The organism is Glutamicibacter soli (genome assembly GCF_052322135.1).
GTDB lineage: Bacteria > Actinomycetota > Actinomycetes > Actinomycetales > Micrococcaceae > Glutamicibacter > Glutamicibacter soli.
The window spans coordinates 3,345,047-3,371,645 of sequence record NZ_CM125969.1 but is presented as its reverse complement, the minus strand read 5'-3'; the positions used below and the strand labels follow the sequence as shown (position 1 = coordinate 3,371,645).

28 protein-coding genes and 1 riboswitch are annotated in these 26,599 nt (G+C 62.3%); of the genes, 15 read left to right on the top strand and 13 right to left on the bottom strand.

Features of this window, described 5'->3' with window-relative positions; genetic code table 11:
* Window positions 1-23: 23 nt before the first annotated feature.
* Window positions 24-2,648, bottom strand: coding sequence for an ATP-dependent DNA ligase (locus ACTX90_RS16000; RefSeq protein ID WP_443442412.1), 2,625 nt, complete (start codon window positions 2,646-2,648; stop codon window positions 24-26).
* A gap of 7 nt (window positions 2,649-2,655) precedes the next feature.
* Here ACTX90_RS16000 and ku point away from each other — a divergent pair, with 7 nt between their 5' ends.
* Window positions 2,656-3,618 carry a non-homologous end joining protein Ku gene (gene ku, locus ACTX90_RS15995; protein WP_047120293.1) on the top strand — a complete coding sequence of 321 codons (963 nt, stop codon included), beginning with the start codon at window positions 2,656-2,658 and terminating at the stop codon, window positions 3,616-3,618.
* Window positions 3,619-3,625: 7 nt separating this feature from the next.
* Here ku and ACTX90_RS15990 read toward each other — a convergent pair whose 3' ends face one another.
* Together ACTX90_RS15990 and ACTX90_RS15985 are read right to left on the bottom strand one after the other, a co-directional pair.
* Complete coding sequence (locus tag ACTX90_RS15990; protein WP_047120292.1) at window positions 3,626-4,798, bottom strand: zinc-dependent alcohol dehydrogenase; 1,173 nt, start codon at window positions 4,796-4,798, stop codon at window positions 3,626-3,628.
* A gap of 55 nt (window positions 4,799-4,853) precedes the next feature.
* Window positions 4,854-5,018: a hypothetical protein gene (locus ACTX90_RS15985; RefSeq protein WP_157359271.1), complete on the bottom strand. Its 165-nt coding sequence runs from the start codon at window positions 5,016-5,018 to the stop codon at window positions 4,854-4,856.
* 325 nt (window positions 5,019-5,343) lie between these two features.
* On the opposite strand from ACTX90_RS15985, the gene ACTX90_RS15980 reads away from it, so the two are divergent.
* Entirely contained in the window at window positions 5,344-6,366 is a 1,023-nt protein-coding gene (locus ACTX90_RS15980) for a hypothetical protein (protein WP_235359945.1), read from the top strand.
* Between the two features lie 68 nt (window positions 6,367-6,434).
* Here ACTX90_RS15980 and ACTX90_RS15975 read toward each other — a convergent pair whose 3' ends face one another.
* A complete protein-coding gene (locus ACTX90_RS15975) occupies window positions 6,435-7,331 on the bottom strand; it encodes an SDR family oxidoreductase (protein WP_443442411.1) in 897 nt (298 codons plus the stop codon).
* 317 nt (window positions 7,332-7,648) lie between these two features.
* On the opposite strand from ACTX90_RS15975, the gene ACTX90_RS15970 reads away from it, so the two are divergent.
* The 3 genes from ACTX90_RS15970 to ACTX90_RS15960 are packed head-to-tail and all read left to right on the top strand — an operon-like array spanning window position 7,649 to window position 8,387.
* Window positions 7,649-7,915, top strand: coding sequence for a Rho termination factor N-terminal domain-containing protein (locus tag ACTX90_RS15970; RefSeq protein WP_047120290.1), 267 nt, complete (start codon window positions 7,649-7,651; stop codon window positions 7,913-7,915).
* A gap of 18 nt (window positions 7,916-7,933) precedes the next feature.
* On the top strand, window positions 7,934-8,107 hold the full coding sequence (locus ACTX90_RS15965; RefSeq protein WP_157359272.1) for a hypothetical protein: 174 nt from the start codon (window positions 7,934-7,936) through the stop codon (window positions 8,105-8,107).
* A 34-nt stretch (window positions 8,108-8,141) separates the two neighbouring features.
* On the top strand, window positions 8,142-8,387 hold the full coding sequence (locus ACTX90_RS15960) for a hypothetical protein (RefSeq protein ID WP_443442410.1): 246 nt from the start codon (window positions 8,142-8,144) through the stop codon (window positions 8,385-8,387).
* A gap of 76 nt (window positions 8,388-8,463) precedes the next feature.
* Here ACTX90_RS15960 and ACTX90_RS15955 read toward each other — a convergent pair whose 3' ends face one another.
* On the bottom strand, window positions 8,464-8,763 hold the full coding sequence (locus tag ACTX90_RS15955) for a CBS domain-containing protein (RefSeq protein ID WP_443442409.1): 300 nt from the start codon (window positions 8,761-8,763) through the stop codon (window positions 8,464-8,466).
* A 141-nt stretch (window positions 8,764-8,904) separates the two neighbouring features.
* Between ACTX90_RS15955 and ACTX90_RS15950 the strand changes: the two genes are divergently transcribed.
* From ACTX90_RS15950 to ACTX90_RS15940, 4 genes are read left to right on the top strand one after another with little or no spacing between them, the layout of a single operon-like run.
* On the top strand, window positions 8,905-9,129 hold the full coding sequence (locus ACTX90_RS15950; protein WP_047120287.1) for a hypothetical protein: 225 nt from the start codon (window positions 8,905-8,907) through the stop codon (window positions 9,127-9,129).
* Between the two features lie 47 nt (window positions 9,130-9,176).
* Window positions 9,177-9,383, top strand: a complete 207-nt coding sequence (locus ACTX90_RS18655) for a metallothionein (protein ID WP_082124008.1) — start codon at window positions 9,177-9,179, stop codon at window positions 9,381-9,383.
* Window positions 9,384-9,386: 3 nt separating this feature from the next.
* Window positions 9,387-9,983: a cysteine hydrolase family protein gene (locus ACTX90_RS15945; RefSeq protein ID WP_443442408.1), complete on the top strand. Its 597-nt coding sequence runs from the start codon at window positions 9,387-9,389 to the stop codon at window positions 9,981-9,983.
* A 10-nt stretch (window positions 9,984-9,993) separates the two neighbouring features.
* Window positions 9,994-10,326, top strand: a complete 333-nt coding sequence (locus tag ACTX90_RS15940) for a hypothetical protein (RefSeq protein WP_443442407.1) — start codon at window positions 9,994-9,996, stop codon at window positions 10,324-10,326.
* A gap of 106 nt (window positions 10,327-10,432) precedes the next feature.
* On the opposite strand, the gene ACTX90_RS15935 is transcribed toward ACTX90_RS15940, so the two are convergent.
* Genes ACTX90_RS15935 through ACTX90_RS15925 form a run of 3 tightly spaced genes read right to left on the bottom strand, consistent with a single transcriptional unit; the run spans window position 10,433 to window position 12,737 of the window.
* On the bottom strand, window positions 10,433-11,749 hold the full coding sequence (locus ACTX90_RS15935; protein WP_424572690.1) for an APC family permease: 1,317 nt from the start codon (window positions 11,747-11,749) through the stop codon (window positions 10,433-10,435).
* Window positions 11,746-12,201 (bottom strand): DUF421 domain-containing protein, encoded by a 456-nt coding sequence (locus ACTX90_RS15930; protein ID WP_443442406.1) that lies wholly within the window; start codon window positions 12,199-12,201, stop codon window positions 11,746-11,748. The genes ACTX90_RS15935 and ACTX90_RS15930 overlap by 4 nt, the downstream gene beginning before the upstream one ends.
* Window positions 12,201-12,737: a hypothetical protein gene (locus ACTX90_RS15925; protein ID WP_047120282.1), complete on the bottom strand. Its 537-nt coding sequence runs from the start codon at window positions 12,735-12,737 to the stop codon at window positions 12,201-12,203. The genes ACTX90_RS15930 and ACTX90_RS15925 overlap by 1 nt, the downstream gene beginning before the upstream one ends.
* A 181-nt stretch (window positions 12,738-12,918) precedes the next feature.
* On the opposite strand from ACTX90_RS15925, the gene ACTX90_RS15920 reads away from it, so the two are divergent.
* Window positions 12,919-13,569, top strand: a complete 651-nt coding sequence (locus ACTX90_RS15920) for a 4a-hydroxytetrahydrobiopterin dehydratase (RefSeq protein WP_443442405.1) — start codon at window positions 12,919-12,921, stop codon at window positions 13,567-13,569.
* Between the two features lie 149 nt (window positions 13,570-13,718).
* Window positions 13,719-13,832: riboswitch (SAM riboswitch) on the top strand.
* 53 nt (window positions 13,833-13,885) lie between these two features.
* Window positions 13,886-14,446 carry a hypothetical protein gene (locus tag ACTX90_RS15915; RefSeq protein ID WP_113607125.1) on the top strand — a complete coding sequence of 187 codons (561 nt, stop codon included), beginning with the start codon at window positions 13,886-13,888 and terminating at the stop codon, window positions 14,444-14,446.
* A gap of 94 nt (window positions 14,447-14,540) precedes the next feature.
* Here the strand turns inward: ACTX90_RS15915 and ACTX90_RS15910 are convergent, their stop codons facing one another.
* From ACTX90_RS15910 to ACTX90_RS15890, 5 genes are all read right to left on the bottom strand, one after another.
* Window positions 14,541-16,046: an AAA family ATPase gene (locus ACTX90_RS15910; RefSeq protein ID WP_424572695.1), complete on the bottom strand. Its 1,506-nt coding sequence runs from the start codon at window positions 16,044-16,046 to the stop codon at window positions 14,541-14,543.
* A 97-nt stretch (window positions 16,047-16,143) separates the two neighbouring features.
* On the bottom strand, window positions 16,144-17,385 hold the full coding sequence (locus tag ACTX90_RS15905) for a Fic family protein (protein ID WP_443442404.1): 1,242 nt from the start codon (window positions 17,383-17,385) through the stop codon (window positions 16,144-16,146).
* Window positions 17,386-17,499: 114 nt separating this feature from the next.
* Window positions 17,500-19,050: an alkaline phosphatase family protein gene (locus ACTX90_RS15900; protein WP_443442403.1), complete on the bottom strand. Its 1,551-nt coding sequence runs from the start codon at window positions 19,048-19,050 to the stop codon at window positions 17,500-17,502.
* Window positions 19,051-19,275: 225 nt separating this feature from the next.
* A complete protein-coding gene (locus ACTX90_RS15895) occupies window positions 19,276-20,259 on the bottom strand; it encodes a M56 family metallopeptidase (RefSeq protein WP_120991261.1) in 984 nt (327 codons plus the stop codon).
* Window positions 20,256-20,630, bottom strand: coding sequence for a BlaI/MecI/CopY family transcriptional regulator (locus ACTX90_RS15890; protein ID WP_424572697.1), 375 nt, complete (start codon window positions 20,628-20,630; stop codon window positions 20,256-20,258). Before ACTX90_RS15890 ends, ACTX90_RS15895 begins: the two co-directional genes overlap by 4 nt.
* Window positions 20,631-20,797: 167 nt before the next feature.
* Between ACTX90_RS15890 and ACTX90_RS15885 the strand changes: the two genes are divergently transcribed.
* From ACTX90_RS15885 to ACTX90_RS15870, 4 genes are all read left to right on the top strand, one after another.
* Window positions 20,798-21,547, top strand: a complete 750-nt coding sequence (locus ACTX90_RS15885; RefSeq protein ID WP_443442402.1) for a DsbA family protein — start codon at window positions 20,798-20,800, stop codon at window positions 21,545-21,547.
* A complete protein-coding gene (locus ACTX90_RS15880) occupies window positions 21,547-22,437 on the top strand; it encodes a cytochrome c biogenesis CcdA family protein (protein WP_443442401.1) in 891 nt (296 codons plus the stop codon). The genes ACTX90_RS15885 and ACTX90_RS15880 overlap by 1 nt, the downstream gene beginning before the upstream one ends.
* A gap of 203 nt (window positions 22,438-22,640) precedes the next feature.
* Complete coding sequence (locus ACTX90_RS15875; RefSeq protein WP_424572700.1) at window positions 22,641-24,374, top strand: ABC transporter ATP-binding protein; 1,734 nt, start codon at window positions 22,641-22,643, stop codon at window positions 24,372-24,374.
* Window positions 24,375-26,483, top strand: coding sequence for an ABC transporter ATP-binding protein (locus ACTX90_RS15870; protein ID WP_443442400.1), 2,109 nt, complete (start codon window positions 24,375-24,377; stop codon window positions 26,481-26,483).
* Window positions 26,484-26,599: the final 116 nt, after the last annotated feature.

Here is a 26,599-nt window from a genome sequence, read left to right as displayed (position 1 = left end):
GTTGACGTGCATTGCTCGTTGGATTACTTCATGAGACTGCCGGGGTGTTCCCAGCGCACCTCAGCGGGCTCCTTGTCATCTCGCCAACCGCGCCAGACCGGATGCCGCAGCCGCCCGTCCTTTGTCAGTTCGCTGTAACGGACCTCCGCCACGTATTTCGGGGTCACCCAGTGCGCATCGCGCTGGAACTGCGCCGGGATGTGCTTGACCGGGGGAGTCTTGCGCGCGATCTTCTCCAGACGTTCGCGGATCTCCTTCAACTGCAGATCCGAGAACCCCGTGCCGACCCGACCGATGAACTCCAACTCATCGCCGGCGGGGACGGCCAGCAGCAGCGAGCCGATACTTGACGCGCGGTTTCCCTGTCCCTTGGTCCATCCGATAACCAGGGCCTCCTGATCCAGCAGGTGCTTGATCTTCACCCAGCTGCCGCTGCGCCGGCCCGGTTCATAGTCGCCGGTGCATTCCTTGGCCAGCACCCCTTCCAATCCCAGCTCGAGGCTTGTCTTCAACGCGGCCTTCAAGGTGGGTCCGATATGAGCAGGAGGTACCTTGATGTACTGTCCGTCGGAGACCGCATGTTCAAGGTATTTGCGGCGATCCACATATTGTTCACCGATCAGGTTCTCGGGCTTTCCGCCCTTGCTCCGGGGAAGCTGCAGGGCATCGAAAAGCATGAAGTTGAGCTTAATGGCCTGCGCTTGCCGGAGCCGGTTCTTGCGCCGATGCGAGATGCGCTGCTGCAACAGGGAAAAGCTCGGGCGCGCCGAACCGTCCAGGGCGACGATTTCGCCGTCCACGATCGCGCCCTCGGGTGCAAGCACCGCAAGTTCCTGTAGCTCGGGAAAATCTTCGGTCATGTCGTTGCCGTTGCGGCTGAGCAGTTTCACCTTCCCGTTCTCGACCTTGGCCAGGGCGCGGTACCCGTCCCATTTCATTTCGAAGCACCAGTCGTCGCCTTCGATGATGTCCTCCGGCACCCCGGAGCTGGCCAGCATGGGTTTGGGAACCTCGTCCAGCAGGCTGGATTCAGGGATGTCTTCCGGAACCGTCGAATCCTCGGAAGGCTGCTCCTTGGTGAGCTGCAGCAGCCAATTGTCCTGGTCTCCCATGCCGCGAGCCTGGATCAGCACGAAGCGGCGCGGAATGCCGCCGAGCCCTCCGTCTTCGCGTCCGGACAGCACCGCGATGATCTCCTTGCCATCCCGCCATTTCTCAATGGTGCATTCACCGGCATCCCAGATCGACACCTCTCCGGCGCCATACTGGCCCTTGGGAATCGTTCCTTCGAAGGTTCCGTAGTCCAAGGGATGGTCTTCGGTCATCACAGCCAGCCGCTGGATCCCCCTCTGGAGCGGGGGCCCCTTCGGGACGGCCCAGGAGACCAGGACCCCCTCGTGTTCCAGCCTGAAATCCCAGTGCAGCCTGCGGGCATGGTGCTCCTGGATCACGAAAGACACGGATTTTTCCGAATCCGGAGCCGCAGCCCGCGCGGTTTTCCCGACCGCGGGCGGGTGGGGCACGGGTTCTGGAGTGAGCTTTGCATCGCGCTTGGAGCGGTAGACCGCGAGCCGATCCGTGCCCTGCGCAGCCGAAGGCGCCAGGGCCGCCAAGGGATCAAGGCCGTCGGACAGCCGGTCCAATACTTCGTGGAAGTCTAGGTGCTCCAGACCGGGGGACTCGATTTCTTCCCATGTGCGAGGCGCGGCCACCATGGGACGCGAACGCCCGCGCAGCGAATACGGGCATACCGTGGTTTTCGCGGCGTTATTCTGGCTCCAATCCACCAGCACCTTGTTCTCGCGCAGGGATTTCTTCATATTTGCCACCACAAGCCGGGGGTGCTTGCGTTCCAGCGAGGCGGCGAGTTCCTTGGCCACCTCATTGACCTGGTCGGAGGTTGCCGTGCCGTCAAGACCGGCGTAAAGGTGGATTCCCTTGGATCCGGAGGTCACCGGAAAAGGCCGCAGGTCCATGCCTTCAAGGATTTCGCGGCATAGCAAAGCCACTTCGGCGCACTGGGCCAAGCCTGCGCCGGGACCGGGATCCAGATCCAGCACGAGCCGGTCGGGATGCTGTTGTTCCAGGCTCGCATTGAAACGCCATTGGGGAACGTGGATCTCCAACGCTGCGACTTGCCCGAACCATGCCAGTACTGCCGCATCGTTGGCCAGGGGATATGTATTGGAATGGGTTTTGTGCTCCAGACGGGCTGTGGGAATCCAGCTTGGGGCCGAATCCTCCAGATCCTTGCGGAAGAACACGGTTCCCGGGTTCTGTGCCGTGCCGATCCCGTCCACCCAGCGTTTTCTGGTTGCCGGGCGCCATGCCGCATGCGGCAGCAGCGCCGGGGCCACCCGCTGCAGGTAGTCGATGACTTCGCCCTTGGTCGTCCCGGTTTCCGGGTACAGCACCTTATCCAGATTGCTGACCTTCAGGGTGCGGCCATCAACGGTGACCGTTTGTTCCCTGCGAGCCATATCCACCCCTTTCCGTAGGCTTTGACCAACACTCTCCCTGCCTGTGCCCGGCAAATCCACCTTTCCTAGGGACTTTTGCGATTGGGCTGCAGGGGCACCATCGATGACCTTGAAACGGGCTGGCAAGCATGGTTTCGCTCTATGCCTGTGGCGGAAGCGGTGCTTCACTGGGCCTATGAGAGCTATATGGACTGGATCAATCGCCTTCGGGCTGGTCAATGTACCGGTGAAAGCCTACGGCGCGACCGAGGACCACGATATTTCCCTGCACCAGGTCCACTCCGCGGACGGCGGCCGGATCAAATACGAACGCCGCTGCGAGATCTGCGGCAAGAAGATCAAATACAAGGACATCGACAAGGCCTACGATGACGGCGAGCGCACCGTGGTGCTGACGGACGAAGATATGGACGCGTTGCCCGCGGAGAGAAGCCGCGAGATCGAGGTAGTGCAGTTCATCCCGGCTGACCAATTGGACCCGCTGATGCTGGAGAAAAGCTACTATCTCCAGCCCGATTCCAAATCGCCCAAAGCCTATGAGCTGCTGCGGCGGACCTTGGAGGATACCGACAAGTTGGCCGTGGTGCGTTTCGCCTTGCGCCAGAAGACCCGGCTGGGCGTGCTGCGGGTGCGGTCGAAGGCCATGGTGCTCCAGTCGATCATGTGGGCCGATGAATTGCGGGATGCCGGGTTTGCCGAACCGGAGAAGACCGCCCGGATCAGCGCGCAGGAGTTGAAGATGTCCGCCACGCTGGTGGAATCCTACAGCGGGGACTTCACGCCCGAGGACTTCAGCGACGACTACCAGATCCAGCTGCAGCAGCTGATCGATGCCAAAATCGAGCAGGGTGAAGACCTTGATACCGAAGCGACTTTCGGAGCGGCCTCCTCGCAGGATGGCGAGGAAGGTGTCCTTGATCTGATGGAAGCGCTCAAGCGCAGCATTGCAGGCAACGGCAAGTCCGCCGGCAAGGGATCTGCGGGCAAGCCATCCGGGCGTGCTTCCGGGACCAGGACACCCAAGAAATCCACGGCTTCCGCCAACAAAGCCGGGAAATCCGGGACAGCGAAAAAGAAGAAAGCCTCCTCCTCGGCGAGCAAGAAGAAGGCTTCCTCGGACGCCGAGAAGTCCGCCTGAGTCGGCTTTAGGGCTGCAGGACCACCTTGATGCAGCCGTCCTGCTTCTTCTGGAAGGTGCTGTACATCTCGGGCCCTTCGGACAGGGGCTTGGTATGCGTTACCAAGTCATCCAGGCCGATCGGATCCTTGGAGTCCTCGGTCAGCGGCAGCAGCTCATCGGTCCACGACCTCACGTTGCACTGTCCTTGGCGGATCTGGATCTGCTTGTCGAACAGCTTGACCATCGGCATCGGTGTGGCCGCACCGGCGTATACGCCGCTGATGGAGATCGTGCCTCCGCGCCGCACCGCGTCCGTGGCGGCGGTCAGCACGATATTGCGATCCATGGAGGCTGTTTGCATGACCTGCTGGGCGGCAGGATCCGGCAGCAGGCCGGTGGCTTGCTGGAGCAAGGCCGCGGTAGGGGAGCCATGCGCTTCCATCCCCACGGCATCGAGCACCGCGTCCGGGCCGCGGGAGGTCAGATCCCGCAGGGCAGTGGCTGTCTCCTTGGTGAAGTCCAGGGTCTCAATGCCATGGCGGGCAGCCATGGCGCGGCGCTCGGGGACCGGATCGATGCCGAGGACGCGATACCCCAGATGCCTGCCGATGCGTGCCGCGAGCTGGCCTACCGGGCCCAAGCCGAAGACGGCCAACGATCCTTCCTCGGGGACGTCGGCATACCGTACGCCTTGCCATGCGGTAGGCAGGATGTCGGAGAGGAACAGATAGCGGTGGTCCGGCAGGTCCGAACCCACCTTGATCGCACCATAGTCCCCGTGCGGGACCCGGAGGTATTCAGCCTGCCCGCCGGGAACCTGGCCATACAGTTCCGAGTAGCCGAGGAACGCCGCGCCTTTGCCATGGCTGCGCACCTGGGTGGTTTCGCACTGCGATTGCAGCCCACGAGTGCACATCCAGCAGTGCCCGCAGGAGATGTTGAACGGGATGACAACCCGGTCTCCGGGTTGCACGGAGGTGACTGCGGAGCCGACCTCTTGGACGATGCCCATGGTTTCATGCCCCAGGACGTCGCCTGCGTGCATGAAAGGACCCAAGAGCTCATACAAATGCAGGTCGGAACCGCAAATCGCGGTTGAGGTGACTTTGATGACGATGTCGGTCGGTTCCTGGATCCGGGGATCCGGGACCTCGCTGACCTCGACTTTCCGCTTGCCCTGCCAAGTGAGTGCCTTCATTTTCCCTCCAGTCTTCGTTGTTTCCGAGTGCGTCCCAATGCTTGGTGCGCTGATGTCAGTCCGTGTTGAACTGGGCGGTCTCTTCCTGGTCCGGATCCTGCTCCTTGGCTTTTTCCCTCCGGGAGCGCTGCTGCGATGCGGACTGCGTATCCTCCTGCTCGGGCAGTTGCTGATCCTGCGATGGTTCGTTGGCATCTTGCGAAGGCTCTGAGTGGTTCATAGATGTATTCCTTACCTGGAAATGGGGCGGGGAGCATTGCGATCCTGACCATTCCACATGCGTTGCGGGTCTTCAAGAGATTGCGCATAAGCGTTTGCTGGGAATGCCGAACCCCGGAATTCCGCGGATTTCCAGCATTTGTTGGTCCGGGAACCTGCAAGCAAGCTGGACACAGCTTGGAAGGGCTTTCGTGACTGCCTACGGTGATGCGAAAGGCCGGATTCCAAGTGATAGGGAGGGATTTTGCGTGGAAGATCATCGGGAGGCGCAGCCCAGACCTTCCAGGGTGGTTGGACTTATTGCCGACCCGGGGATCGCCCAGGGCATGGCGAACAAGGTCCACCAGAAGCTGGAGAAGAAGCTCAACAGCGACGCGGAGCGGCAGTTCAACTGGGAAATCATGATCGATCCGCTCAGCCTTCCCCTGAGCGAGTCGGGAAGCGTGATCTTGAACGAGAATGTCCCTCGATTGAGGGAGAAATACACGTGGGACTACATCATCTACCTCACCGACGCACCCCACTACGAACAGGGGCGGCCGGTGCGATCGGTGCTCAGCCCGGAACAGGGCACGGCGACGCTGAGCCTGCCCAGTCTCGGACTGGTGACCGCGGGGAGCGTTGCCCGAGCGCTTGAGGAGGTTCTGGCCGAGCTTGCCACCGGGAATCTGCCGGAGCCGTCCCCGTCTCCCCTCGGTAAAGCCCTGAGCGTGCGCGGCAGCATGCGCAGCGACGAGGACACCCCCTCGCGCATCGACAGCATCGAGGGTTTTCGCGGCCGGGTGCTGCTGACCATGGGGATGATCCGCATCAACCGGCCGTGGCGCTTGGTGCCGCAATTGTCTTCCGCGATGGCCGGCGCAGCGGCGACCGGTGCCTTCGGCGTCTTCTACACGAGCATTTGGTCGATGGCCGACTACCTGGCCAGTTCGAGGCTTGCGTTCATCACGCTCGCCAGCATCCTCATGCTTTCGCTGTGGTTGCTTTTCCATAACAGGCTGTGGGAAAAACCGCGCGGACACCGGCGCAAGGAGCGCTTGCTCATCTACAACGTAGCTACGGTGCTCACGGTGGCCTCGGCCGCAGCCGCCATGTACCTCCTGCTGTTCCTGGCGCTGCTCGTGGCGTCGCTGGTGGTTATCGACCAGGAGTTCCTCGCCTCCCAGCTGGGCCACGAGGTGTCGATGTCCGAATACCTGAACCTTGCCTGGCTCGCGGCGTCGCTCGGCACGTTGGGCGGTGCCATCGGTTCGAGCTTCGATGACGTGCAATCTGTGCAGCGAGCGACCTTCAGCCAACGCGAATACGAGCGTCGCAATCTCAGCTTGGATGACGCGGACGAGTTGTAGGACGCGCAAAACGGTGCGGGTGCCAGCTCATTGGCTGGCACCCGCACCTTGTCTTCAGCCGGTATGGCCTACGGCTGGTTCTTGCCGCCGTTGACATGCACGGTGGACCCGACCACGTAGGAGGCGTCGTCGCTGGCGAGGAAAACGTACGCCGGGGCGACCTCGACCGGCTGGCCAGCGCGCCCCAGCCAGGTGTCGTGCCCGAACTCGGGCAGCGCCTCGATGGGCTGGCCGTCCGAAGGCTGCAAAGGGGTCCAGATGGGCCCGGGAGCTACTGCGTTAACCCTGATGCCGCGCGATGCGGCCTGTTCGGCCAGCGACTTCGTGAAGTTGCTGATGGCCGCCTTGGTGGCCGCGTAGTCCATGAGGTGCGCCGAGGGATCGAACGCCTGGATGGAGGTCGTGTTAATGATCGCGCCTCCCTCTCCGATCACCTGCAGCGCGGCCCGGCTGAGGGCGAACATCGCAAAGATATTCACGTCGAAGGTGGCCTCGACCTGGTCATCGCTCAATTCCTCCAGCGAGTCCACGCTGATCTGCTTGCCCGCATTGTTCACCAGGATGTCCAGGCCGCCCAGCGCGGAGGCGGCTTCGTGGACCAGCTTGTCGCGGTATTCGCGGTCGCGCAGGTCGCCGGGCAGATGATGCACCTGGACCCCGGCGTCCTCCAGAACCGAGGCAATGGTCACGGCATCGCTTTTCTCTGCCGGCAAATAAGCCAGGGCCACATCGGCGCCTTCACGGGCGAAGGCGATGGCCACGGCGGCGCCGATCCCGGAATCGCCGCCGGTGATCAGCGCGCGCTTGCCCTCCAGCCGGCCGCGACCCTGATAGCTGCGCTCACCGTGATCGGCCTGCGGCTTCAGCTCGCTGTCCAGCCCCGGCTCGGGCTGGCGCTGCTCGGGAGGACTGATGCGCTCCTTGTTCACGGGTTCAGTGTGTTCTGGCTGAGATTTCTCGGTCATGAAGATTCCTTCCAGAGTTCCAAGACACCCGGACCGGTCTAGGTCGGGCGTCGCGCGGTACAAGCCCAGTGTTCGACCAGGCGCACCGTCGATAAACCTTTGCAGAGGGTTTAGCGGTGGGAACCAGCATTTTCACGGATTCGACTCAGCAACCGCCGATGCTGGCGGGATATGTGCTAGGGGTCGAAGTCTGGGTTTTCCCGCAAAGCGGGAACCAGTTCCTTTCGGTCCTCGGCCCAGGCGGCTAGCGTGGGCTGAACAGCCGGATGCCATCCGCAACGCATCCGGGGATCGAGGCTCGGAAACGGAGGATTTTCATGGCCGAGAAATCTAGCAGTCGTATCAAGGACGAAGAACTGTACGAAGAGCTCCGCGAAGAAGGCAATTCCAAGCAGAAGTCCGCACGGATCGCCAACGCGGCAGCCAGGGATGGACGCAAGGCTGTTGGAAAGCGCGGCGGCAAGTCGGGCAGCTATGAGGACTGGAGCGTCAGCGAACTGATGGAAAAAGCCCGTGAAGTCGGTATCAATGGGCGCTCCAAGATGCGCAAGAGCGAGCTCATCGAAGCCCTGCGCAATTCATAGTCTCTCAAGGAGATCAAGATGACCCAGAAACGAAGCCGGGACGAATCGGCACGCACTACTCAACCGGACCAGGAAACGGAGCCCCGGGAGCATACCGAGGACGAGCAGGTAGCCCAGCGGGGCCGGATTTCGCAGACCACCTCGACCTCGGAAAGCCACGACGAGGATGACGAACGGTTCGACGCAGGATAACTAGCAGGTATCAAGGAACAACAAGGAGGTCCCCATGTCCTACGGTCAAGCAGCACCACGCAAGAAACGTCCAGGAATCTGGCTCATGCTCATCGGCGGATTGCTAGCGGTGGGATTCGCCATCTTCGCACTTCTCGCCTCTCCGGACAGTTCACCCGGTCCCTTGTGGATCGTTGTGGGCTGGGGTGTCCTGGTTTTCCTTTACGGACTGTACCGGGTCGTGAAGGGACCCAGCAGCCTGGACCACCGGCGCGGTGGAACGGACGCCAACGGGCGCTAGCAAGGTTTTCCGCGCGAGATGCGCAATGGCCGCCTCCGGCAAGGAGGCGGCCATCTGCTGGGTGCACGGCAAGCGGTTAGGGCTCGGAAATTTCCGAGACCATCTCGCCGGTGCGGTGCTCGTCGGCGTGCCGGGCGGTGTCGGCCTGCGACAGCATTCCCACGAGCTTGTGGCCGCCGATCACGGGCAGGCGGTGAACCTGATGCTGTTGCCTAATTCGGGTTGGCTCTTCGAGGGTATCGTCCGCGCCGATGGTGATCGGCTTGCCTTGGGCATGCTCCACGACCTTGGCCTTGGACGTTTCCACGCCGCTGGCCAGCGCGCCCACGACGATTCGGGCCCTTTCCCCGCTGTCTGCATTGCCGCTGGCGCTCAAGCGTTCCCAGCGACCTCAAAGGCCCGGTGGCAAGCATCCTGACAGGTCCCGATTAATCCTGTACTCACGTTGGCGCCAAGTGATAATCGGTAGAACCGAGGACGTTGCCAACCGGCGACGGCAACCGAAAGGAGCAGCACCATGGGTTTTCTGGACAAGGCCAAGGATGCCATCAGCCACGCCGCCGAGCGCATCAAGGACCCGGACAAGGACGTAGTTGAGAACAACTGGCCGGCAGGTGAAACACCCGAGGACCTGGGGATCGGAGAAGAGGCTGTCACCGATCCAGAGCTGGATCTCGATCCCATCCAGGGCACCGATCCGGAGCTGGATAACTCAACCGACGACCAATACGACAAGGACTAGGCAGCACAACTTAGCGCGCAGGCCATCGAGCGGAAGGAAGTCGAACAATGCAGAACTGCAATACTTGCGGAGCACCGGCGCAACGCCCTATCAGCGTGGACTTCGAAGGCAAGTCGGGAATCTATGACAGCTTCGAGTGCGCCATTCATGATGTGGCCGAGCGTTGCTCGCACTGCGACTGCGTGATCCTGGGCCATGCCGTATATGCGGGAGAAGCGCCGTACTGCTGCGAACACTGCTCGGGACGCAGCTGAGCCATGGACGCGACGGGATCCCTTCAAAGCCCGGCGCTGTTGTTGATCGACATGCAGGAGGGATTTTTTGAAACCGAGGACTTGGCGCAGCACCGCGCTCGGCTGGCATCCGCGTGCAACAAGCTCGCCGCCGCGGCGCGCAAGGCCGGGCTGCCGGTCATTGTGGTGCGCACCGTGCACAAGAAAGACAAGTCCACCTGGACGTTGAAGATGCTGGAGGACGACCAGGGTTACCTTTTCGAGGGGACCGGCCAAGCGCGGATCCTGCCAGAGCTGGATCTGGCGGGAAGCATCGAGCTGATCAAGCGGCGCGACAGCGCCTTCTGGGCCACGGAGCTGCTGACGCTGCTCTTGCAGCACCGGGTTGCCTCCCTCATCCTGGCCGGGGTCTCCTCGGAAACCTGCATTGCCGCCACCGCGACCGACGCCTTCAGCGCCAATTTGCCGGTGTTCCTTGCCCGAGACGCCCTGGCTTCCGCGGACCCGGACTTCGAGGATGTGACCTTGAAGTTTCTGGAGGAGCACTACCGCCAGCGGATCCTCAGCAGTGAACAACTGATAGCACAGCTCCCTGGCGGTGCCGCCGCCACGAAGAATTAAGGAGAAGGACATGACCTTGAATAATGCCGAATTCGACGATGTGCGACGCGACGAGGACGCGGATGAGCCATTCGACGGCCGCGACAGCCAGCCTGCCGCAGGTTCCTCGGACGCCCCGCAGTCGCTGGACGCCGAGGATCCGTTGCGCGGGCCGGACCGGATCCTGGATGAAAGCGACGCTGACCCCTTGCAGCTGAACCCGGAAACGCTGCTTCCCGAGCCGCTGGATGAAGATCGCGCGGTCGAGCCCGACGACGAAGCCGATGATGCAGCGGATATCGGTCTCGACCACGAGCGCCGGGTGAACCTCCCCGACCAGCGTGAGAGTCCCGACCAGCTCTGAACATTGACCTCAAGCGGCCGCGGGCCTTGCGGACGGCAATCCATCCGCAAGGCCCGCGGCTTTCCTCGACGTTCCGCGAGGCCGCCGCCCGTGGCTGCGACGCGGCCTAAGAGGGGCGCTTCGTAGACCGGGAGGTGATCCAGCGGGTTGCGAAATACAGGACCGCACCCAAGGCGAGCAACGCGAGCCCGCGTAGCCAGATCCCGCCATCCTGCTGGACGAGCAGCACAGCGCAGGAAGCCAGCGCGAGATACGGAATGATGATCGGAGCCCGGAAATGCCGGTGCTCCACGCGGTCCCGCCGCAGCACGATGACGGCAAGATTGGTGCTGGTGAACACGAAGAGCAGCAGCAGCACGACGGTCTTGGCCAAGGTCGCCAGATCACCGGTCAGCGTCAATAGCATGGCGATCGCCGTGGTTCCGATGATCGCCACCCACGGGGTGCGGCGATGCGGCAGGACGCGCCCCAGGACAGGCGGCAGCAGCCCCTGCTCCGCCATCCCGAACGCCAGCCGGCTGGACATGATCATGGTCAGCAAAGCGCCATTGGCCACCGCCACCAGGGCTACCAGGCTGAACAGCCAGCTGGGGATCCCGACCCCGGTGGCCTGCACGACATCCAGCAGGGGGCTGGAAGATCCTGCCAGCTCCTTGGGATCCATGGCGATCGAGGTGAGCACGCCAAGCGCTAAGTAGACCACTCCGGCGGTGAGCAGTGCGGCGAACAGCGCCCGGGGGTAGACCCGCGGCACGTCCACGACTTCCTCCGCGACGTTGGCGGAGACCTCGAATCCGACAAAAGAGTAGTAGGCCAACAGCGAGCCCGCGAAGATCGCGGCAACCGGCGTGGTGTCTTCGGGGAACTGGGCCAGACGTGACGCGTCCCCGTTGCCGTCGCCCAGGAATATGGCCGCCACGACGATCACCAGCAGCAATCCCGACAGTTCGATTGCCGTCATCCCGACATTCGCCCGCACCGATTCCTTGATGCCGCGTGCATTCAATAGCGCGACCAAACCCAGGAAGGCTATTGCGACAGGAATGGCGGGTGCATCGAAGAACACCGAAAGATAGTCCCCGGCAAATGCAATGCTCAAGCCCGCCGCACTGGTGACGCCGGCCGCCAGCATGGAGAAGCCCACAAGGAAGGACACCACAGGTTTTTTGAAGGCCCGCTCGGCGAAAATGGCCGCACCGCCCGCCCTGGGATATTTCGTGACCAGCTCCGCATAGGAGGTGGCCGTGAGCAGCGCCAGAATCAAGGCGACGAGCAACGGGGCCCAAATGGCTCCGCCTGCTTCCGCGGCCACCTCGCCCACCAGCGCGTACACGCCGGCTCCCAGGATGTCGCCGAGGATGAACAGGTACAGCAGGGGGCCGGTGATGCCCTTCTTCAACTTGCTTTCGGTATTGACGCTCATGGCTTGGCCTCTGCTTCCTTGGTGAAGAAGGAGACCTTTCCGTTGGACTCCAGGATGGCGAGCCTGATCGAGCTGTATTCCTCGATCCCCGCATGGCGTGCCAGCATGCTCAACTCGTCGAGGCCGATGCGTTCCCCGCTCAATGCCCGCCGGTCGATCACGCCGTCACGCACGAGCACGATGGGCCGGCCCAGGGTGAGTTTTCCGATCCTGGGCCAGCGCATATTGGCATAGGACAGGACCACTGCCAGGACGATCATGGTGAGCGCGGCCAATAGGCTTCCAGTCAGCGACCGGTCTTCCATGGTGATGCCCTGCTGCACCAGGTCCCCGAGGGCGACGAACAGGATCAACTCGAACGAGCTCAGCTCGCCCAGGGTGGAACGGCCTGCGGCACGGGTCACCAGCCACAGGACCACGAAGGCGATGGCGGCGCGAATGACAATTTCCATTAGGGAACCCTCCAGGTGGTGAACGGTACGTTGACGGTGGAAGCGCCGACTTCGACCTCGAGGTTCCCGTCGGTGCGCAAGTCCCACTGGTCAGAGGCCCGGCCTGTGATGCGAACCAGCATTTGCGTGGCCCCGGGTTGGGGAGCAACCTCGAATTCCACCGCACCGGCCGCGTCGGAACTTTGCGATTCCGGGTCCGGGAAGACCGCCAAGTCCTCGAAGAACAACAGGTAGTCCTCGGCGAGGCGCAGCTTACAGGTATCGGGCAGCGGTTCGTCGGAACTGACAAGTATTTCCAGCTCGACCTCATTGCCTGCCCGCGCCACCAACGGGTGGCGCACGTGGACTTGCATACGGTCCTCGGACTGGTCGGTGCTGGATTCCACATCGAACGCTCCAAGCGCCGCGGCCGCGACGATGGCTGCGACGATGAGGATGATGATCCGGCTCACGATGCGTCGCGTGCGGTGAGCAGTCTCGTCAATGACATCGTCCAACGTTGAATCAGAGACCTTGGCGTTGTGAATATTAGTCATCAAAACTCCTTGTGCCCATATTTGCCGAGATTAGCCGCGGCCGGTGCCGCTCTCCACGGAAGACGGATGTTCACAGCAGTTATCCAGTACGCCGCAACCGTCCGTTGTTTCTGGCAGTCTGCGCAGGTCCATTGAACTTCGCCCCCTCGGGTGGGAAGGTTGCCGGAGAAAGGAGAAACGCATGCCTGCACAGGACGTAATTGCCCAAGACCAGCTCAACGAATACCTCCAGGGGATGCCGCAGTGGCGCCAGATCCCCGGAGCCATTGCCGCGGTTTTCGAGACCAAGACCTCCGCGGCCGCGATCGAGCTTTTCAGCGATATCGCAAGCGCCGCAGAGATGGACAACCACCACCCCGACGTGGACTGGCGCTACAACCGCGTGTTCGTGACAACCACCTCCCATGACGCCGGCGGCCAGGTCACCACCCGCGACATTGCGCTGGCCAGCAAGATCTCCGAGCGGGCCGCGGCCCTCAGGGCCAAACCCCGCGTCGACCTGATCCGCGCAGTGGAGATTGCCATCGACACCGACAAGCCCCAGGAGATCGCGGAGCAATGGGCCGCCGGGCTTGGGTACAAGTCGCTGGAGGACGGCAGCATCGCCGATCCCCACGGTCGCGGCCCGGCGATCTGGTTCCAGAAAACCGACACTCCCAATACGAACCGGCTGCACTTGGACGTGTGGGTTCCGTATTCGGAAAGCGGTCCGGTGCTCACGAAGCTGGAAGAAGTTGGCGCCCACTCCGACGGCGATGCCGTGCCGTCCTTCACCGTCATCACCGACGCCCAGGGCAATCGCTTCTGCATCTGCACCGAGGTCGACCGCTAGCACCGAGCGAACTGCAGTCAAAGGTGGACTTGTCCACCAGAGTCGATGGCTGATCCGGTGTCCGTACCTGTGAAGGCATGGGCACCGGATCTGCTGTATCCGGCGCCGCGGCCATACTGTCGGTAGCTGCGGGTTAGGCTGGATTCCAAGTTCAAGAGCTGCGACGCAAAGTACCTGGCTGGTCGCACGGCAACCCTCCTCATCGAGCGGGGTGCCCCAGGGGAAGAACCGACCCGGACAAAAGTCCCGGGTAAGTCGGTGGGCCAGTCCGGCACAATAGGTGCTCGGCCGGCTCCCTGAGCAGGAGCGAACAACAATGCAGAACCCAGAATTCTCGATCAATCACCCAGAAGGCACCCTGCAGGAACGGCTGTGGAACAGCGTGGTCATGGACTACCCATTTTTCGGAGAACGTCCGGTCGAGCAGTCGGCTTACCGGCAGGCAACCCGCAGCGGGGAATTCGCCAGCGGCAAGCTCAGCGAGACGCCGGAACACCTGCAGAACTACATCCTCCGCTGGATCGCCGCAGGCTTCACACCTGAACTGTATTGGGCCGTCAGTTTGGGAATCAGGGAAGCAGCAGCGCACGCACGTCGGCGTTGCAAGAGTCCGGAGGACCTGCTTCGCCTCGAAGATCGGATGAGACGGCTGGGCATCTTGGCGCCCAACCCGAGGGCAGGGCAGCTCTACAAGGAACTGCAACGCGATGAGCGGGGTGGGGCGGTTCTGGTGGACCGCTGCTACCCGGCGCATGTTGTGCAGCTGGAACCGGAGGAATGGGCGGAGTTTCCGCAACGGTTGCTCTTCGGCCGGCCATCTGCCGCGCTTCAGCAGTTTATTTACGGTGACCCGCTCCATCAAGGGATCACCAACTGAATCGCCCCACGGCAGGAACGCCTTCAAGCGGCAACGATGCGGTGCGCTGGCGCAGCAGGGGGATATTCCTCCCCGGCAAGGAGGAAGGCGCGGCCTACAACCCCTTGCTGCCGCCGTCCTGTTCAGCTTCCGGATCTTGTCCAAATCCGCTGGGCGCTTCGTAGCTCCCTGCCACCCCGGGGAACCATCCGAAGGATGCGTCTTCGCTGAATTCTTCCGGCTCGTCAAGATCCGGGTCGTTGGTTCCCCCGAGGAAGTTTCGCGTGAGAGTGGCCGCATCGCCCATAAGCTCCGCGGCGGCTTCGAGCAGATGGGCGTCACCCGGAGCCTGGTTCGCGACTGCCGCGTTGAGGATGGATCGGCGAACCAATTCCCTGGTGAACGAGGCAGTCGTTCCATCGACAAGGTGCGCAAGCTGTTGCACGGTGTCGGAGCTGGGCTTCAGCTTGGCTGCGTATAGTTCGAGCAGGGCAATACGTCCTTCGAGATCCGGGCGTGGAATCTCCACTGCAAGATCGATGCGCCCGGGGCGCTGCACCAAGGCGCGCTCCAGGGAATCCACGCGGTTCGTGGTCAGCAGGAAGGTGACGTCCGCGTCCGGTTCCAGGCCGTCCATGGTGTCGAGGACTTCGAAAAGCAGCGGCTGGGGGCCGTGGCTGAAGCTGCGGTCTTCGGCGATCAGGTCACAATCTTCCAGTACGACGATCGATGGCTGCAGCGCCCGCGCCATGGCGGCGGCTTGGGAGATGTAGGCCAACGAATCGCCGTTGAGCAGGATGACAGTGTGGTCTTCAGCCGCCGAGGCCAGATACCTGACGGTGTGGGTTTTCCCGGTGCCCGGCGGGCCGTAGAGCAGGACACCGCGTTTGAGATGCGCACCGAGCGCAGTCAGGACATCGCGGTGGGTTCCGACGCCGAGGACTTGTTCCTCAATGCGTTCACGCAGGCCGTCGGGCAGCACGAGCTGTTCGCGCGGGAAGGGTTCGCGCCGGTGGAAGGCGACTCCGGCGTTCGATTCCTGGTACTCGTTGCCCTTGAACGAGATGACCTGGCCCTTGAAGATGCTCGAGGTGCGCAACCCGTTGCGAAATTCCTTGAGGAATGCGTCGGTCACCTGTTCGTCGGGGGACAGGATCTCCAATGCAGCTTCGGGCTTCCCGTACTCCGGATTGGCCTTCCGGATCAAAACTGCCAGCGGGCTGGAGTGGTAATGGAAGAGGTGGATTCCCAGTGTCAGGAATCGACGCTGCTGGTCCGGGCCCACGGCAAGTGAAGCGTAGGAAGGCTCACCCACAATACCCATGTGGTTCTCCGGCATCAGCAGATCGGCCAGATCCGCATGGTACCTTTGCTGCCCGGCGATACCGACGATCTTGGCGGAGGGATCACTGCCGGCAATGCGGTCGAGAACGATATTCGCATCCGCGAGCCGGTGGGAGCCGAAAGCCTCGGTGATCAGCGGAAGCGAGCTAGGCGAAACTTTCAGATGTTTTTCCAACACGGGTGCCAGCTGAGCACCATTGGGCTTCTGGCGGAATTCTTCAGCGAGGTCCGCCAGCTTGTTGAAGGACATCATAAAGGCACGTAATTCTGCATCCATGAGCAGAGCCTAGCAGTGAAAGTCTCCTAGTGGGTACGAAAATTACAGGCAGTCAGCCAGCCTGCTCGGAGTGCTTGGCCAGAGCGGGTGCCTGCGCCTAGCGCACCGAGTCCCGGCGAATCGTGGCCCCATAGTCATCCAGAATCTTCAGGATTCGGTCGTGCTGCCAGACGCGGTTTCTGCGCAAACCAGACTTCTCTTTCAGGACCCCGCGATCGCTCAAGGTTGCGATGGCGCGATGAGCGACTGCGTCGGTAACGCTCAGGGCGTTCTTCAAGTAGCTGGCGTTGACGACGGGTTGCGCTATCAGCAGCGGTAGTACCTTGAACGCAGTCGAATTCGACCGGAGTCCATCCAGCTGCCTGCGTGAATCTTCCAATGCATCTGCCAGAGCCAGCAACAGCACTTGCCCCGTTGTCGCTGCGTAGATCGAAGCATCGATGAAGATCTTGATGATTCCGTAGGCGTTTCCCTGCCGATAGGCGGTGAGTGCATCGAAATAACCGGTGGTATCCCGCAGGATGCCTGCTGAAATGGGCGCGGTCGAATGAGTGGTCACCTTGCGATGGCGGAGCATTGCGTGGGCAAGGGCCCGTCCAGTTCTGCCGTTCCCGTCGACAAAGGGATGGATGCTCTCGAAATGGGCGTGCGCGATGGCAACCTGGATGAGGGCAGGCAGGTCTTGACGGTGAATGAACGTTTCAAGATCAGCCAATGCCCCCGCGATCAGTTCATGCTGGGGCGCGATATAGCTGGCGCCACGGGGGCCGGCGGAATCTTTGCCACCGATCCATACGAGTTCTTGCCGGAATTTTCCTGCTTCTTCGACAAGGTCGTCTTGATGCCGCAACAATTCGTGATGCATGGACAAGATGCTGGTGACGTTGAGTTCTTCCGAGAGCTGTAATGCGGCTTCCATTGCGCGTACGTTGCCGATTACCGTGCGAGCATTGGATTTTTCACTTTCGTTGATTTCCCAGAGCGCAAGTTGCCGGGCGGAGGTGGAAAGCTGCTCGATCTGGCTGCTGGAGGCACTTTCCGTGCGCAAGAGAATGCTCGACATGGGTGCGAGCGCAGGGTTCTCTTGCCCCAGCAATAAGAACGTATAGGCATCGAAGAGACGCAATGCATCGTTTGCTTCCTCGAGTTCGGACATCAGGGATGATGAAAAATCGGGTGACCAGTTGGCGATCGATGGAACCACTGCCGATTGGTATTCGCCTGTCTGCCTGGAGACTTGTGCATTTGAAAAGATTTGGGGTTGTTGCGGCCGCCAGTGATGTGTTTCCGAGCCAAGCGCAGGAATCTCCACGAAGCTGTTGCTCTCTTTGGACTCCATGGTTTCGCACTTCCTAAGTGATAGTTACTGATCCACCTTACTATCACTTAACCGCTAAGTGATAGTAAGGAAATTCCTTACTATCACTTAGTTCCATGCGTTCGCGGCCGCTGGCTACTTCTTCAGCGAGACCTGGTCGATGGACCAGAATGCGGAATTGGTGCCGGTGTAGCGGAAGGAGACCTGTGCTTTCTTCGCTTTCTTCGGAACATCGATGGCGATGCTCTCCACGCCGTTGTAGTTCTTGTCGTAGGACTTCACCAATACCGGCTCGCCCCCGTCGAAGCTGACGAAGACTTCGCCGGACTGCGGGCCGTCGATCTTGTAGTTCGAAGCGAAGCTCAGGGTGGCGCTCTGGCCGCCCTTGACCTTGTACTCCGGACTGATCAGGGTGGAGTCGAACTGGCCGGGATCGTGCGCCTTGTCGTCCCACTCGTCCGAGTCGGCAACGGCGAAGACGTTGCGGTTGTGGACGCTGGTTTCGCGGCCCTGGTTCAGATCCGTGTTGGTCCAGAACTCGTCGGTGGTGAAGGACCAGCCGCGCCACTCGCGCACGCCGCCCTTGGGCATGGCAGAGTTGTCGATAGTCCAACCGCTCGGTGCGGTCGTGGTCCAGCCCTTGGTCTGGGCGCTGAGCTTGGCCTCGTCCTTGGCCTTCTTCAGGTGCGGGCGCAGGGTATCGAACTCGTCGGCGGCGATGGAGTTGATGTTCTTGCCGTCGAGGTTCCACTCGTCCTCGACGCGCACGCCCTGGTGCTTCAGCACGGTAGGGGCGATGTCGGTGATCTTGACATCGTGGCGCTCGGTGCCGGCCTTGAACTGCTTGCCGTTGGCAATGACGAAGGTCGCGCGCTCGCGGATGCTGCTGCCTCCGTGGCCGCCACCCGGGGTGTGGCCATGGTCGGAGGTGACCATGACGACCCAGTCTTCCTTGTTATAGGTCTTGCGCTGCTCGATGGCCTGGAGCATCTGGCCGATCTGCTGGTCGGCGGTCTTGTGGCCTCGGGTGTAGGCGATCGAGTCGCTGCCGTTGCTGTGCCCGGCGCCGTCGATCTCGTCCAGATGCACGAAGGTGCTGTCCGGGTTGCCGTTCAACAGATAGTCCACGGCCTTGGCGGTGGTGCCTGCATCATTGCCGCCGCGCAGCTTGAGGTCCGCTCCCTTGGCGAAGACCTTGTCTGGAATCGGGGACCAGGTGCCGACCACGAGGGTCGAGCTCTGGGCGCGGGCATTCTCGATGCGGGTCAGGTAATCCGGGTACTGGTCGTAGTTCGGGTTGGAGAAGGAATTGTCCGGCACCTTGTGCTTGTCGGGCCAGACACCGGTGGCGATGCTGGACCAGCCTGCACCCGAGACGGTTGGGGCCATCGGGTTCGCGTACAGGTTCGATTCCGAAACCATGCCTTCGCTGATCAGCTTGGCCATGTTCGGGGTGTTCTTCTTGTTGATCTGCGCCATGGCGGCGCCGTCCAGGCCGATGACGAGAGTCTTCTTCTTGTTGACACCCGACGGCAGGCCTTCGTAGACCGGGGTCGACTTCTTTGCCGCCGCCGGGGCAGGCTCCGGTGCAGGCGAAGGCGAGGCAGTGGCCGCGGTGGGAATGACAACTGCCAGGGCAAGTACCGAAGCGGTGATTGCAGCACGGACGCGCGAGGATGACTTCACTGTGATGTTCTCCAGATTTTATGAAAATGGGGGATTTGACCGCCGGCATCCCGGCGAGCCAAAACCATAGTGAAGCCACTTCAAGCTCGGTGACAACGTGAAATGGGGCTTGTTCAAACAAGTTCCGTTTAAGTTAAGACCTTGTCCATTCAAGGCGCTTTGAATCTACCTGCCGTTTCCCGATTGTCCTTGTGAGCGGCGGTTAACCTTATATGAACAGGTTGCCTACCAGCAGCCTTGGAGCAGTGCTTGGAGGTAGGGGGTGCAGATGGCCAGCCATGCGGCGCCGAGCAGCGCGAAGCAGAGCGTCAGTGCGAGCGCGGGCCGGAAATTCGTCTTCCCAGCGTGCGCGCCGACTAGCTGCTGGATGCGTCCGGATCCTGCAGCGTTAAGCACTGCCACGCCTTGCCGTTCAGCTGGCATGGAGGGAGCGGAACCGCCACCCATTTTCAGCAGTGCCGAAGCCAAGGTGGCGGTGTCGACCTCACGCTGGGCGGCGTTGTCAGCGGCGATCTCCTGCAGTTCCGCAATGCTTTGAAGCGTGGCTGAAACCAGTGGGATGCGACGTACCAGCAGCGGCAATGCCTCGAGGATCTGGCTGGTGAGATGGTGCCGCTGGGACAGGTGCGCTTTTTCATGGGCAAGCACCCCGGCAAGTTCGTTCTCGTTGAGCTGATGCAACGTCTGCGTGGAGAGGACTATTCCACCCCTGCGTGCAGGAAAGGTGAAGGCCAGCGGGCGGGAATCCGGGACGACGAGCACCGTGGCTCCGGCAATGGTTCGGGACTCTCCCTGGGCGTGTAGATCCCGAGATAACTGTTCGGTGCTGCGCTCGGTGCGGACCAAGCGCACCAAACCGATGGCGATCAAGCCAGCCAAGGCCAGCAGCGAGAAAGAAATGGTCAGCAACGCCGGCGGGGCCCAAGGCAGCTGGGCGGACGCGAACGGGTTGGTTGCCTGCAGGCAGCTGACGCAGATCTGCGAAGCTCGGTCCGAGAGGATCTGCGGGCCGGTGCCTGCCCAGACCAGCAGCGGCGCCAGTGACAGGGCGGCGGCGATCCAGAGGAATATTCCGGTTCCCAGCAGCCCGACGGCCATCCGGGGTCGGCGCCTGAACGACGGTCCGGCGGCGTGAACGAGCTTCGGTCCCCATGCGCCAAGCGCAATCAGACCGGCGGCCAGGACCAGGGCGGTGACCAGCGCCGTCATGCGTCGGTCCCCGGCTGGGGCGAGTCGAGGAATCCCCGGAGCAGCTCGATTTCCTCGGCGGACATCGACTGAACGAAAAAGCGCATGGAGGCTACACGATCCCCGCCGGTCTCCAGCGCATGGGACATCACGCTCGCCGCATGCTCTTCACGGCCTACAACGGCCCGGTAGCTCACGGATTTGCCCTGGCCACGCAACGGCGCGACCAGTTCCTTGCGTTCTAGGTTTCCCAGCACGGTGGCGATCGTGGTGTACGCCAGGTCGCGTTCAAGGTGATTGATGATTTGCCGAATGGTGCACGAGCCTGCCTGCCACAGGACGTCGAGAACCTGGGATTCAAGTGGTCCCAGCCGCTGGGGCTCGCTAGTCATTGCGCTCCAATCCGAGAGAATTTCACGTTGTCCTGAGGGTTGACGATAGCACCCATTGATCGGTGCGACTGGCCGCCGTTTCTTTACTATGACACATAGTCGACTATGCTTCATAGTAAATTATGGCCGACGCAGGCTCCGCGGGACCTGGACATCAAGGAGAGCTCATGGAAAACCAGACTGAGGCAAAGCCGAAACGCCGGTGGGCCGGCCTGGTCCTGGCCTTGGTGGCCATCGCCGCACTGGTCTTCGTGGCCTTGAATCTGGGAAATATCAATTCCGACGGACAAGCCGCACCGAATGACCAGCCGGCCGTCCAGCAGCCGGGGGAGCAGACCGGCGCAACGGAGGAGATGCCGGACCTGACCCAGTTCGAGCTGCGTGCAGCTGACGATTTGCTGGCCGCCGGACCGGTAGACGCGCCGGTGGGGATCGTGGTCTTCTCCGACTACCAGTGCAAGTTCTGCGCCAAGTGGTCGACCGAAACCCTCCCGCAGGTCCTGGACTACGCCAAGGACGGCAAGGTCCGCATCGAATGGCGCGACGTCAACATCTTCGGCGAGGATTCCGAACGGGCATCGCTGGCTTCCTACGCCGCGGCCAAACAGGGCAAGTTCTGGGAATACCACGACGAACTGTTTGCCGGAAGCGCCATTCGCAAGGGCGCGGAGCTGAGCGAAAAGTCGCTGACCGGGCTCGCGGCCGAACTCGGCCTGGACACGGAACAATTCGCCAAGGACCTGAAGTCGGAACAAGCCGCAACCGTGATCGAGGGCAATGCGCAGCTCGGGCTGCAGCTGGGCGTCTACTCGACCCCTGCATTCCTGATTGACGGTGAGCCGGTCATGGGCGCCCAACCCAAGGACGTGTTCATCGACAAGATCGAGTCCGCGCTGGCTGCCCAGGACGCCAACTAATGGATATCGGCCTGCTCTCGGCGTTCCTCGGGGGGATGCTGGCGCTGCTCAGCCCATGCAGTGCGCTGTTGCTGCCGGCGTTCTTCGCTTCCACCGTCGGCAGCGGGCCGCGCCTGTATATTCACGGGCTTGTTTTCTACCTCGGCCTCGCAGTGGTGCTGGTTCCCGCAGGCCTGGGCATGGGCGCGGTGGGGCTGTTCCTCGCGACCCAACGAGATCTGATTGTCCTCATTGTCTCGCTGATGCTCATCATCATGGGTGTCCTGTACTTTTTCGGCGTCGGTTTCGACCTGGCCCGCTGGATTCCGGGCATGTCCAAGCTCCAGCATCGGGCCAGCGGGGGCAAGGGCATGCTGAAGACGTTGGCCTTGGGCGCTGTCGGCGGCGTCTCCGGTTTTTGCGCAGGACCGATCCTCGGGGCAATGCTCACCCTCGCCGCGGTCCAGGGCGATGCGGTTTCCGGTGGCGTGCTGCTGGCCGTTTATGGTGGGGGCATGGTGGTGCCGATGTTCATCCTGGCGCGGATCTGGAACCGGCTCGACGCGGGCGGCCGCAGCAAATTACGCGGACGCACCGTGAAGATCTTCGGGCGTGAACTGCACGTGATCTCGATGGCCACCGGCATCCTGTTGATTGTGGTCGGGGTGGTCTTCTGGCTGACCAATGGCCTGATATCCGCTCCCCAGCTGGTGCCGCTCGAGGTGCAGGACTGGCTTCAGCAAAACAGCGCCGCGCTGTCGAGCCCGCTGGTGGATGTCGCGGCCTTGGCGGTCCTGGCCGCCGTCGTATTCTGGCTGTGGCTTCGACGCGGCAGGAGCCCTGAACGGGAGACTGCCGAGCAGGCAAATTCCGCACTCGACGAAGCCGAACGGGAAGGTCGACAGGGGTAATTCCCGTGACCCAACGCACGGCAAATTCTGGTGTGATTTTTCCCGGAATTCCGCGGGATTTCACTAATTGGTAAAAATCAATCGCAAGGATGACTTCACATGTCGATTGCGGGGGTTAGACTAGCAATCGCTCTTATTTCGCCATGCCCCTAACCCGGAGGGAGATGGCGTCATGGAGCCCGATGCTAGCGAGGACAAACCCGATGCTTCTGAAGCTCATCCTGAAACATTCAAAACCTTATTCGGCATGGATTACAGCGGTCGTAATCCTGCAGTTGGCCACCACCATGGCCACGCTTTACCTTCCAAGCCTTAACGCCAAGATCATCGACGTCGGCGTGGTCAACGCAGATATCGACTACATCTGGCGCACCGGCGGCCTGATGCTGATCGTGGCCTTGGTCCAGGTGGCCACCGCCGTGGCCGCCGTGTACTTCGGCGCCAAGACCTCGATGAGTATCGGGCGAGATATCCGCCAGGCGGTGTTCGAGAAGGTCTCCACGTTCTCCGCCCAGGACGTCAACAAGTTCGGTGCGGCAACCCTGATCACCCGCGGCACCAACGACGTCCAGCAGATCCAGATGCTGACCTTGATGGCGTTGAATTTCATGATCAATGCTCCGATCATGTCCGTGGGCGGCGTCATCATGGCGATCCGGGAAGATCCGGGGCTGTCCTGGCTGGTCTGGGTCTCGGTGCCGGTGGTGCTGATTGTCGTCGGCCTGCTGGTCATCAAGCTCATGCCGTTGTTCCGCGACATGCAGGTTCGCATCGACGGGATCAACGGCGTGCTGCGCGAGCAGATCACCGGCATCCGCGTGGTGCGCGCCTTCGTCCGCGAGAAGCATGAAACCGAACGCTACGCCGACGCCAACCAGAAGCTGACCGACCTCGGCGTGAAGGTCGGCAACCTGTTTGTGCTGATGTTCCCGGCGATCACCATGATCCTGCACCTGTCCACGGCGGCGGTGCTGTGGTTCGGCGGACACCGCGTGGACAACGGCGACGTGGAAATCGGCGCGCTGACCGCATTCCTGCAGTACCTGCTCCAGATCCTGATGGCCGTCATGATGGGTACCTTCATGGCCATGATGGTTCCTCGCGCCATGGTTTCGGCAGACCGCATCAGCGAAGTGCTGGATACCGATCCGAGCATGCGCGACGCCCAGGAACACGACACCCTGCTGCCTGAGCCGGGCACCGTCGAGTTCCGCAACGTGACCTTCGGATACCCGGGTGCCGAAGCGCCGGTGCTGTCCAACATCTCCTTCACCGCGAAGCCGGGACAGACCACCGCGATCATCGGATCCACCGGCTCCGGGAAAACCACCTTGCTGAACCTGATTCCGCGGCTCTACGACACCACCGAGGGCGAAATCCTGGTGGGCGGCATGCCGCTGAAGCAGCTGGGACGCGAGACCATCTCGCAGAACATCTCCGCGGTGCCGCAGCGCCCGTACCTGTTCTCCGGAACCATCGCCAGCAACCTGCGCTTCGGCGCGCAGGACGCCAGCGAGGACGACCTGTGGGATGCGCTGCGCGTGGCCCAGGCCGAGGATTTCGTGCTCGAACGCGAAGGCCAGCTGGAATCCGGCGTATCCCAGGGTGGAACCAACGTTTCCGGCGGCCAGCGCCAGCGCCTGTGCATCGCCCGCGCCCTGGCCGCCAAGCCGAAGACCTACCTGTTCGACGACTCGTTCTCCGCGTTGGACGTCAACACCGATGCCAAGCTGCGCGCGGCACTGGTCGAGCCGACCAAGGACGCGGCGGTCATCATCGTCGCCCAGCGCGTCTCCACAATCACCGGCGCGGATCAGATCCTGGTCCTCGACCACGGCGAGATCGTGGCGCGGGGAACCCACGAGGAACTACTTGAATCCTCGGAAACCTATCAGGAAATCGTGACGTCCCAGCTCAGCGTGGAGGAGGTGGCCTAAATGGCGAAGAAGCAGAACAAGAGCGGATCCGCTACCAACAGCACCGACACCATGGCGGACCTGGACGCCGAGCTGGCGGCAGTCGACGAGTTCGACGCCGCAGCCGGCTCGGACGACTGGAGCGGCGGCGCGCCGGTCCGCAAGGCGCAGCACTTCTGGCCGTCGGCCAAGCGTCTGATCGGGCTGATGTCGCCGTACAAGCTCGGCATGGTGGTCGTGTTCGCGCTGATCGCGGTGTACGTCGTGCTCTCCGTGGTTGCCCCACGAGTACTCGGCAAGGCCATGGACGTGATCTTCGCCGGCATGATCGGCAAGAACATCCCGGCCGGGACTCCAGCTGATGCCATCATCCAGCAGCTGCGCGACTCCGGCCAAGGGACCCAGGCTGACATGCTGTCCAAGGTGGACTTCGTGCCTGGCCAAGGCATCGACTTCACCCAGCTGTCGCAGTACATCCTGATCGTGCTGTCCATGTACTTCATCGCCTCGGTCTTCTCCTGGGCCTCGGGCTGGTTGCTGAACCGCCTGGTGATGCGCGTGGTCTACAAGCTGCGCAAGGATGTGGAGGACAAGCTCAACCGGCTGCCGCTGAACTACTTCGACACCCGCCAGCGCGGCGATCTGCTCTCGCGCGTGACCAACGACGTGGACAATATCCAGAATGCGTTGCAGCAGGCGTTGAGCCAACTGGTGCAGTCGGTCATGACCGTGATCGGCATCGTGATCATGATGTTCGTGGTCTCCTGGCAGATGGCGCTGATCGCCCTGGTGGCGCTGCCGCTGTCCGCCGCGGCCGCCGGCATCATCGGCAGCCGGGCGCAGAAGTTGTTCACCGCGCAGTGGAAGAACACCGGCGCGCTGAACGGCCAGATCGAGGAGTCCTTCTCCGGCCACGAGCTGATGAAGGTCTTCGGCCGCGAGGACGATATGGTCGACCGCTTCACCGCGCGCAACGAGGAGCTGTACAAGGCGAGCTTCGGCGCCCAGTTCGTCTCCGGCATGATCATGCCGGTCATGAACTTCGTGTCCTACCTGGCCTACGTCGGCATCGCCGTGGTCGGCGGCCTGCGTGTGGCTTCGGGCAGCATGAGCCTGGGCGACGCCACCGCGTTCATCCAGTACTCGCGCGAGTTCACCCAGCCGCTGGGCCAGATCGCCGGCGTGGCGAACATGCTGCAGTCCGGCGTGGCTTCGGCCGAGCGCACCTTCGAGCTGCTGGACGCCGAGGAGCAGGAGCCGGACCAGGCGTCTGCCACGCTGCCAGAACGCACCGACGGGCACGTTGCTTTCGAGAACGTGACCTTCTCCTACACCCCGGAAAAGCCGCTGATCGAGAACCTGTCCTTCGAGGCCGACCCGGGGCACACTGTCGCCATCGTGGGGCCGACGGGCGCAGGCAAGACCACGCTGGTGAACCTGGTGATGCGTTTCTACGAGCTGAACTCCGGGCGCATCCTCCTGGACGACCGCGACGTGACCGAGCTTTCCCGCGCGGACCTTCGCTCGAAGGTCGGCATGGTGCTCCAGGATGCGTGGCTGTTCGGCGGATCCATCATGGAGAATATCCGCTACGGCCGGCTGGACGCCACGGACGAGGAGGTCATCCAGGCCGCCAAGGCGACCTTCGTGGACCGCTTCGTGCGCGCGTTGCCCGACGGGTACGACACAGTGATCGACGAGGAAGGCACGAATGTCTCGGCCGGCGAGAAGCAGCTGATCACGATCGCCCGCGCGTTCGTGGCCAACCCGTCGCTGCTGATCCTGGACGAGGCAACCAGCTCCGTGGATACGCGCACCGAGCTGCTGGTGCAGCAGGCCATGGCTGCGCTGCGCAGCGACCGCACCAGCTTCGTGATCGCCCACCGCCTCTCCACGATCCGTGACGCCGACACCATCTTGGTGATGGAAGCCGGCCGCATCGTGGAGCAGGGCAACCACGAGCAACTGTTGGCGGCCAAGGGCGCGTACTACAATCTGTACCAGTCGCAGTTCTCCGGCCCGGCAGAGGAGGTCGACGCCAATCCGGACGCGTCGGCGATCCCCGCCACCGGAGGAATTCCAGTGCTCGGCGCGCCGGCTCCGGAAGCCGGCCAAGGCCTGGATTCGTAGCAACCCGGCATAAATGGAAGCCGTGGTTGCGGAGGATTTTCGTCCTCCGCAACCACGGCTTCCGCTGTTCCTCCGGGTGCTTGGACTCAAATCCCGGCAGGGAAAATGGTTGACAT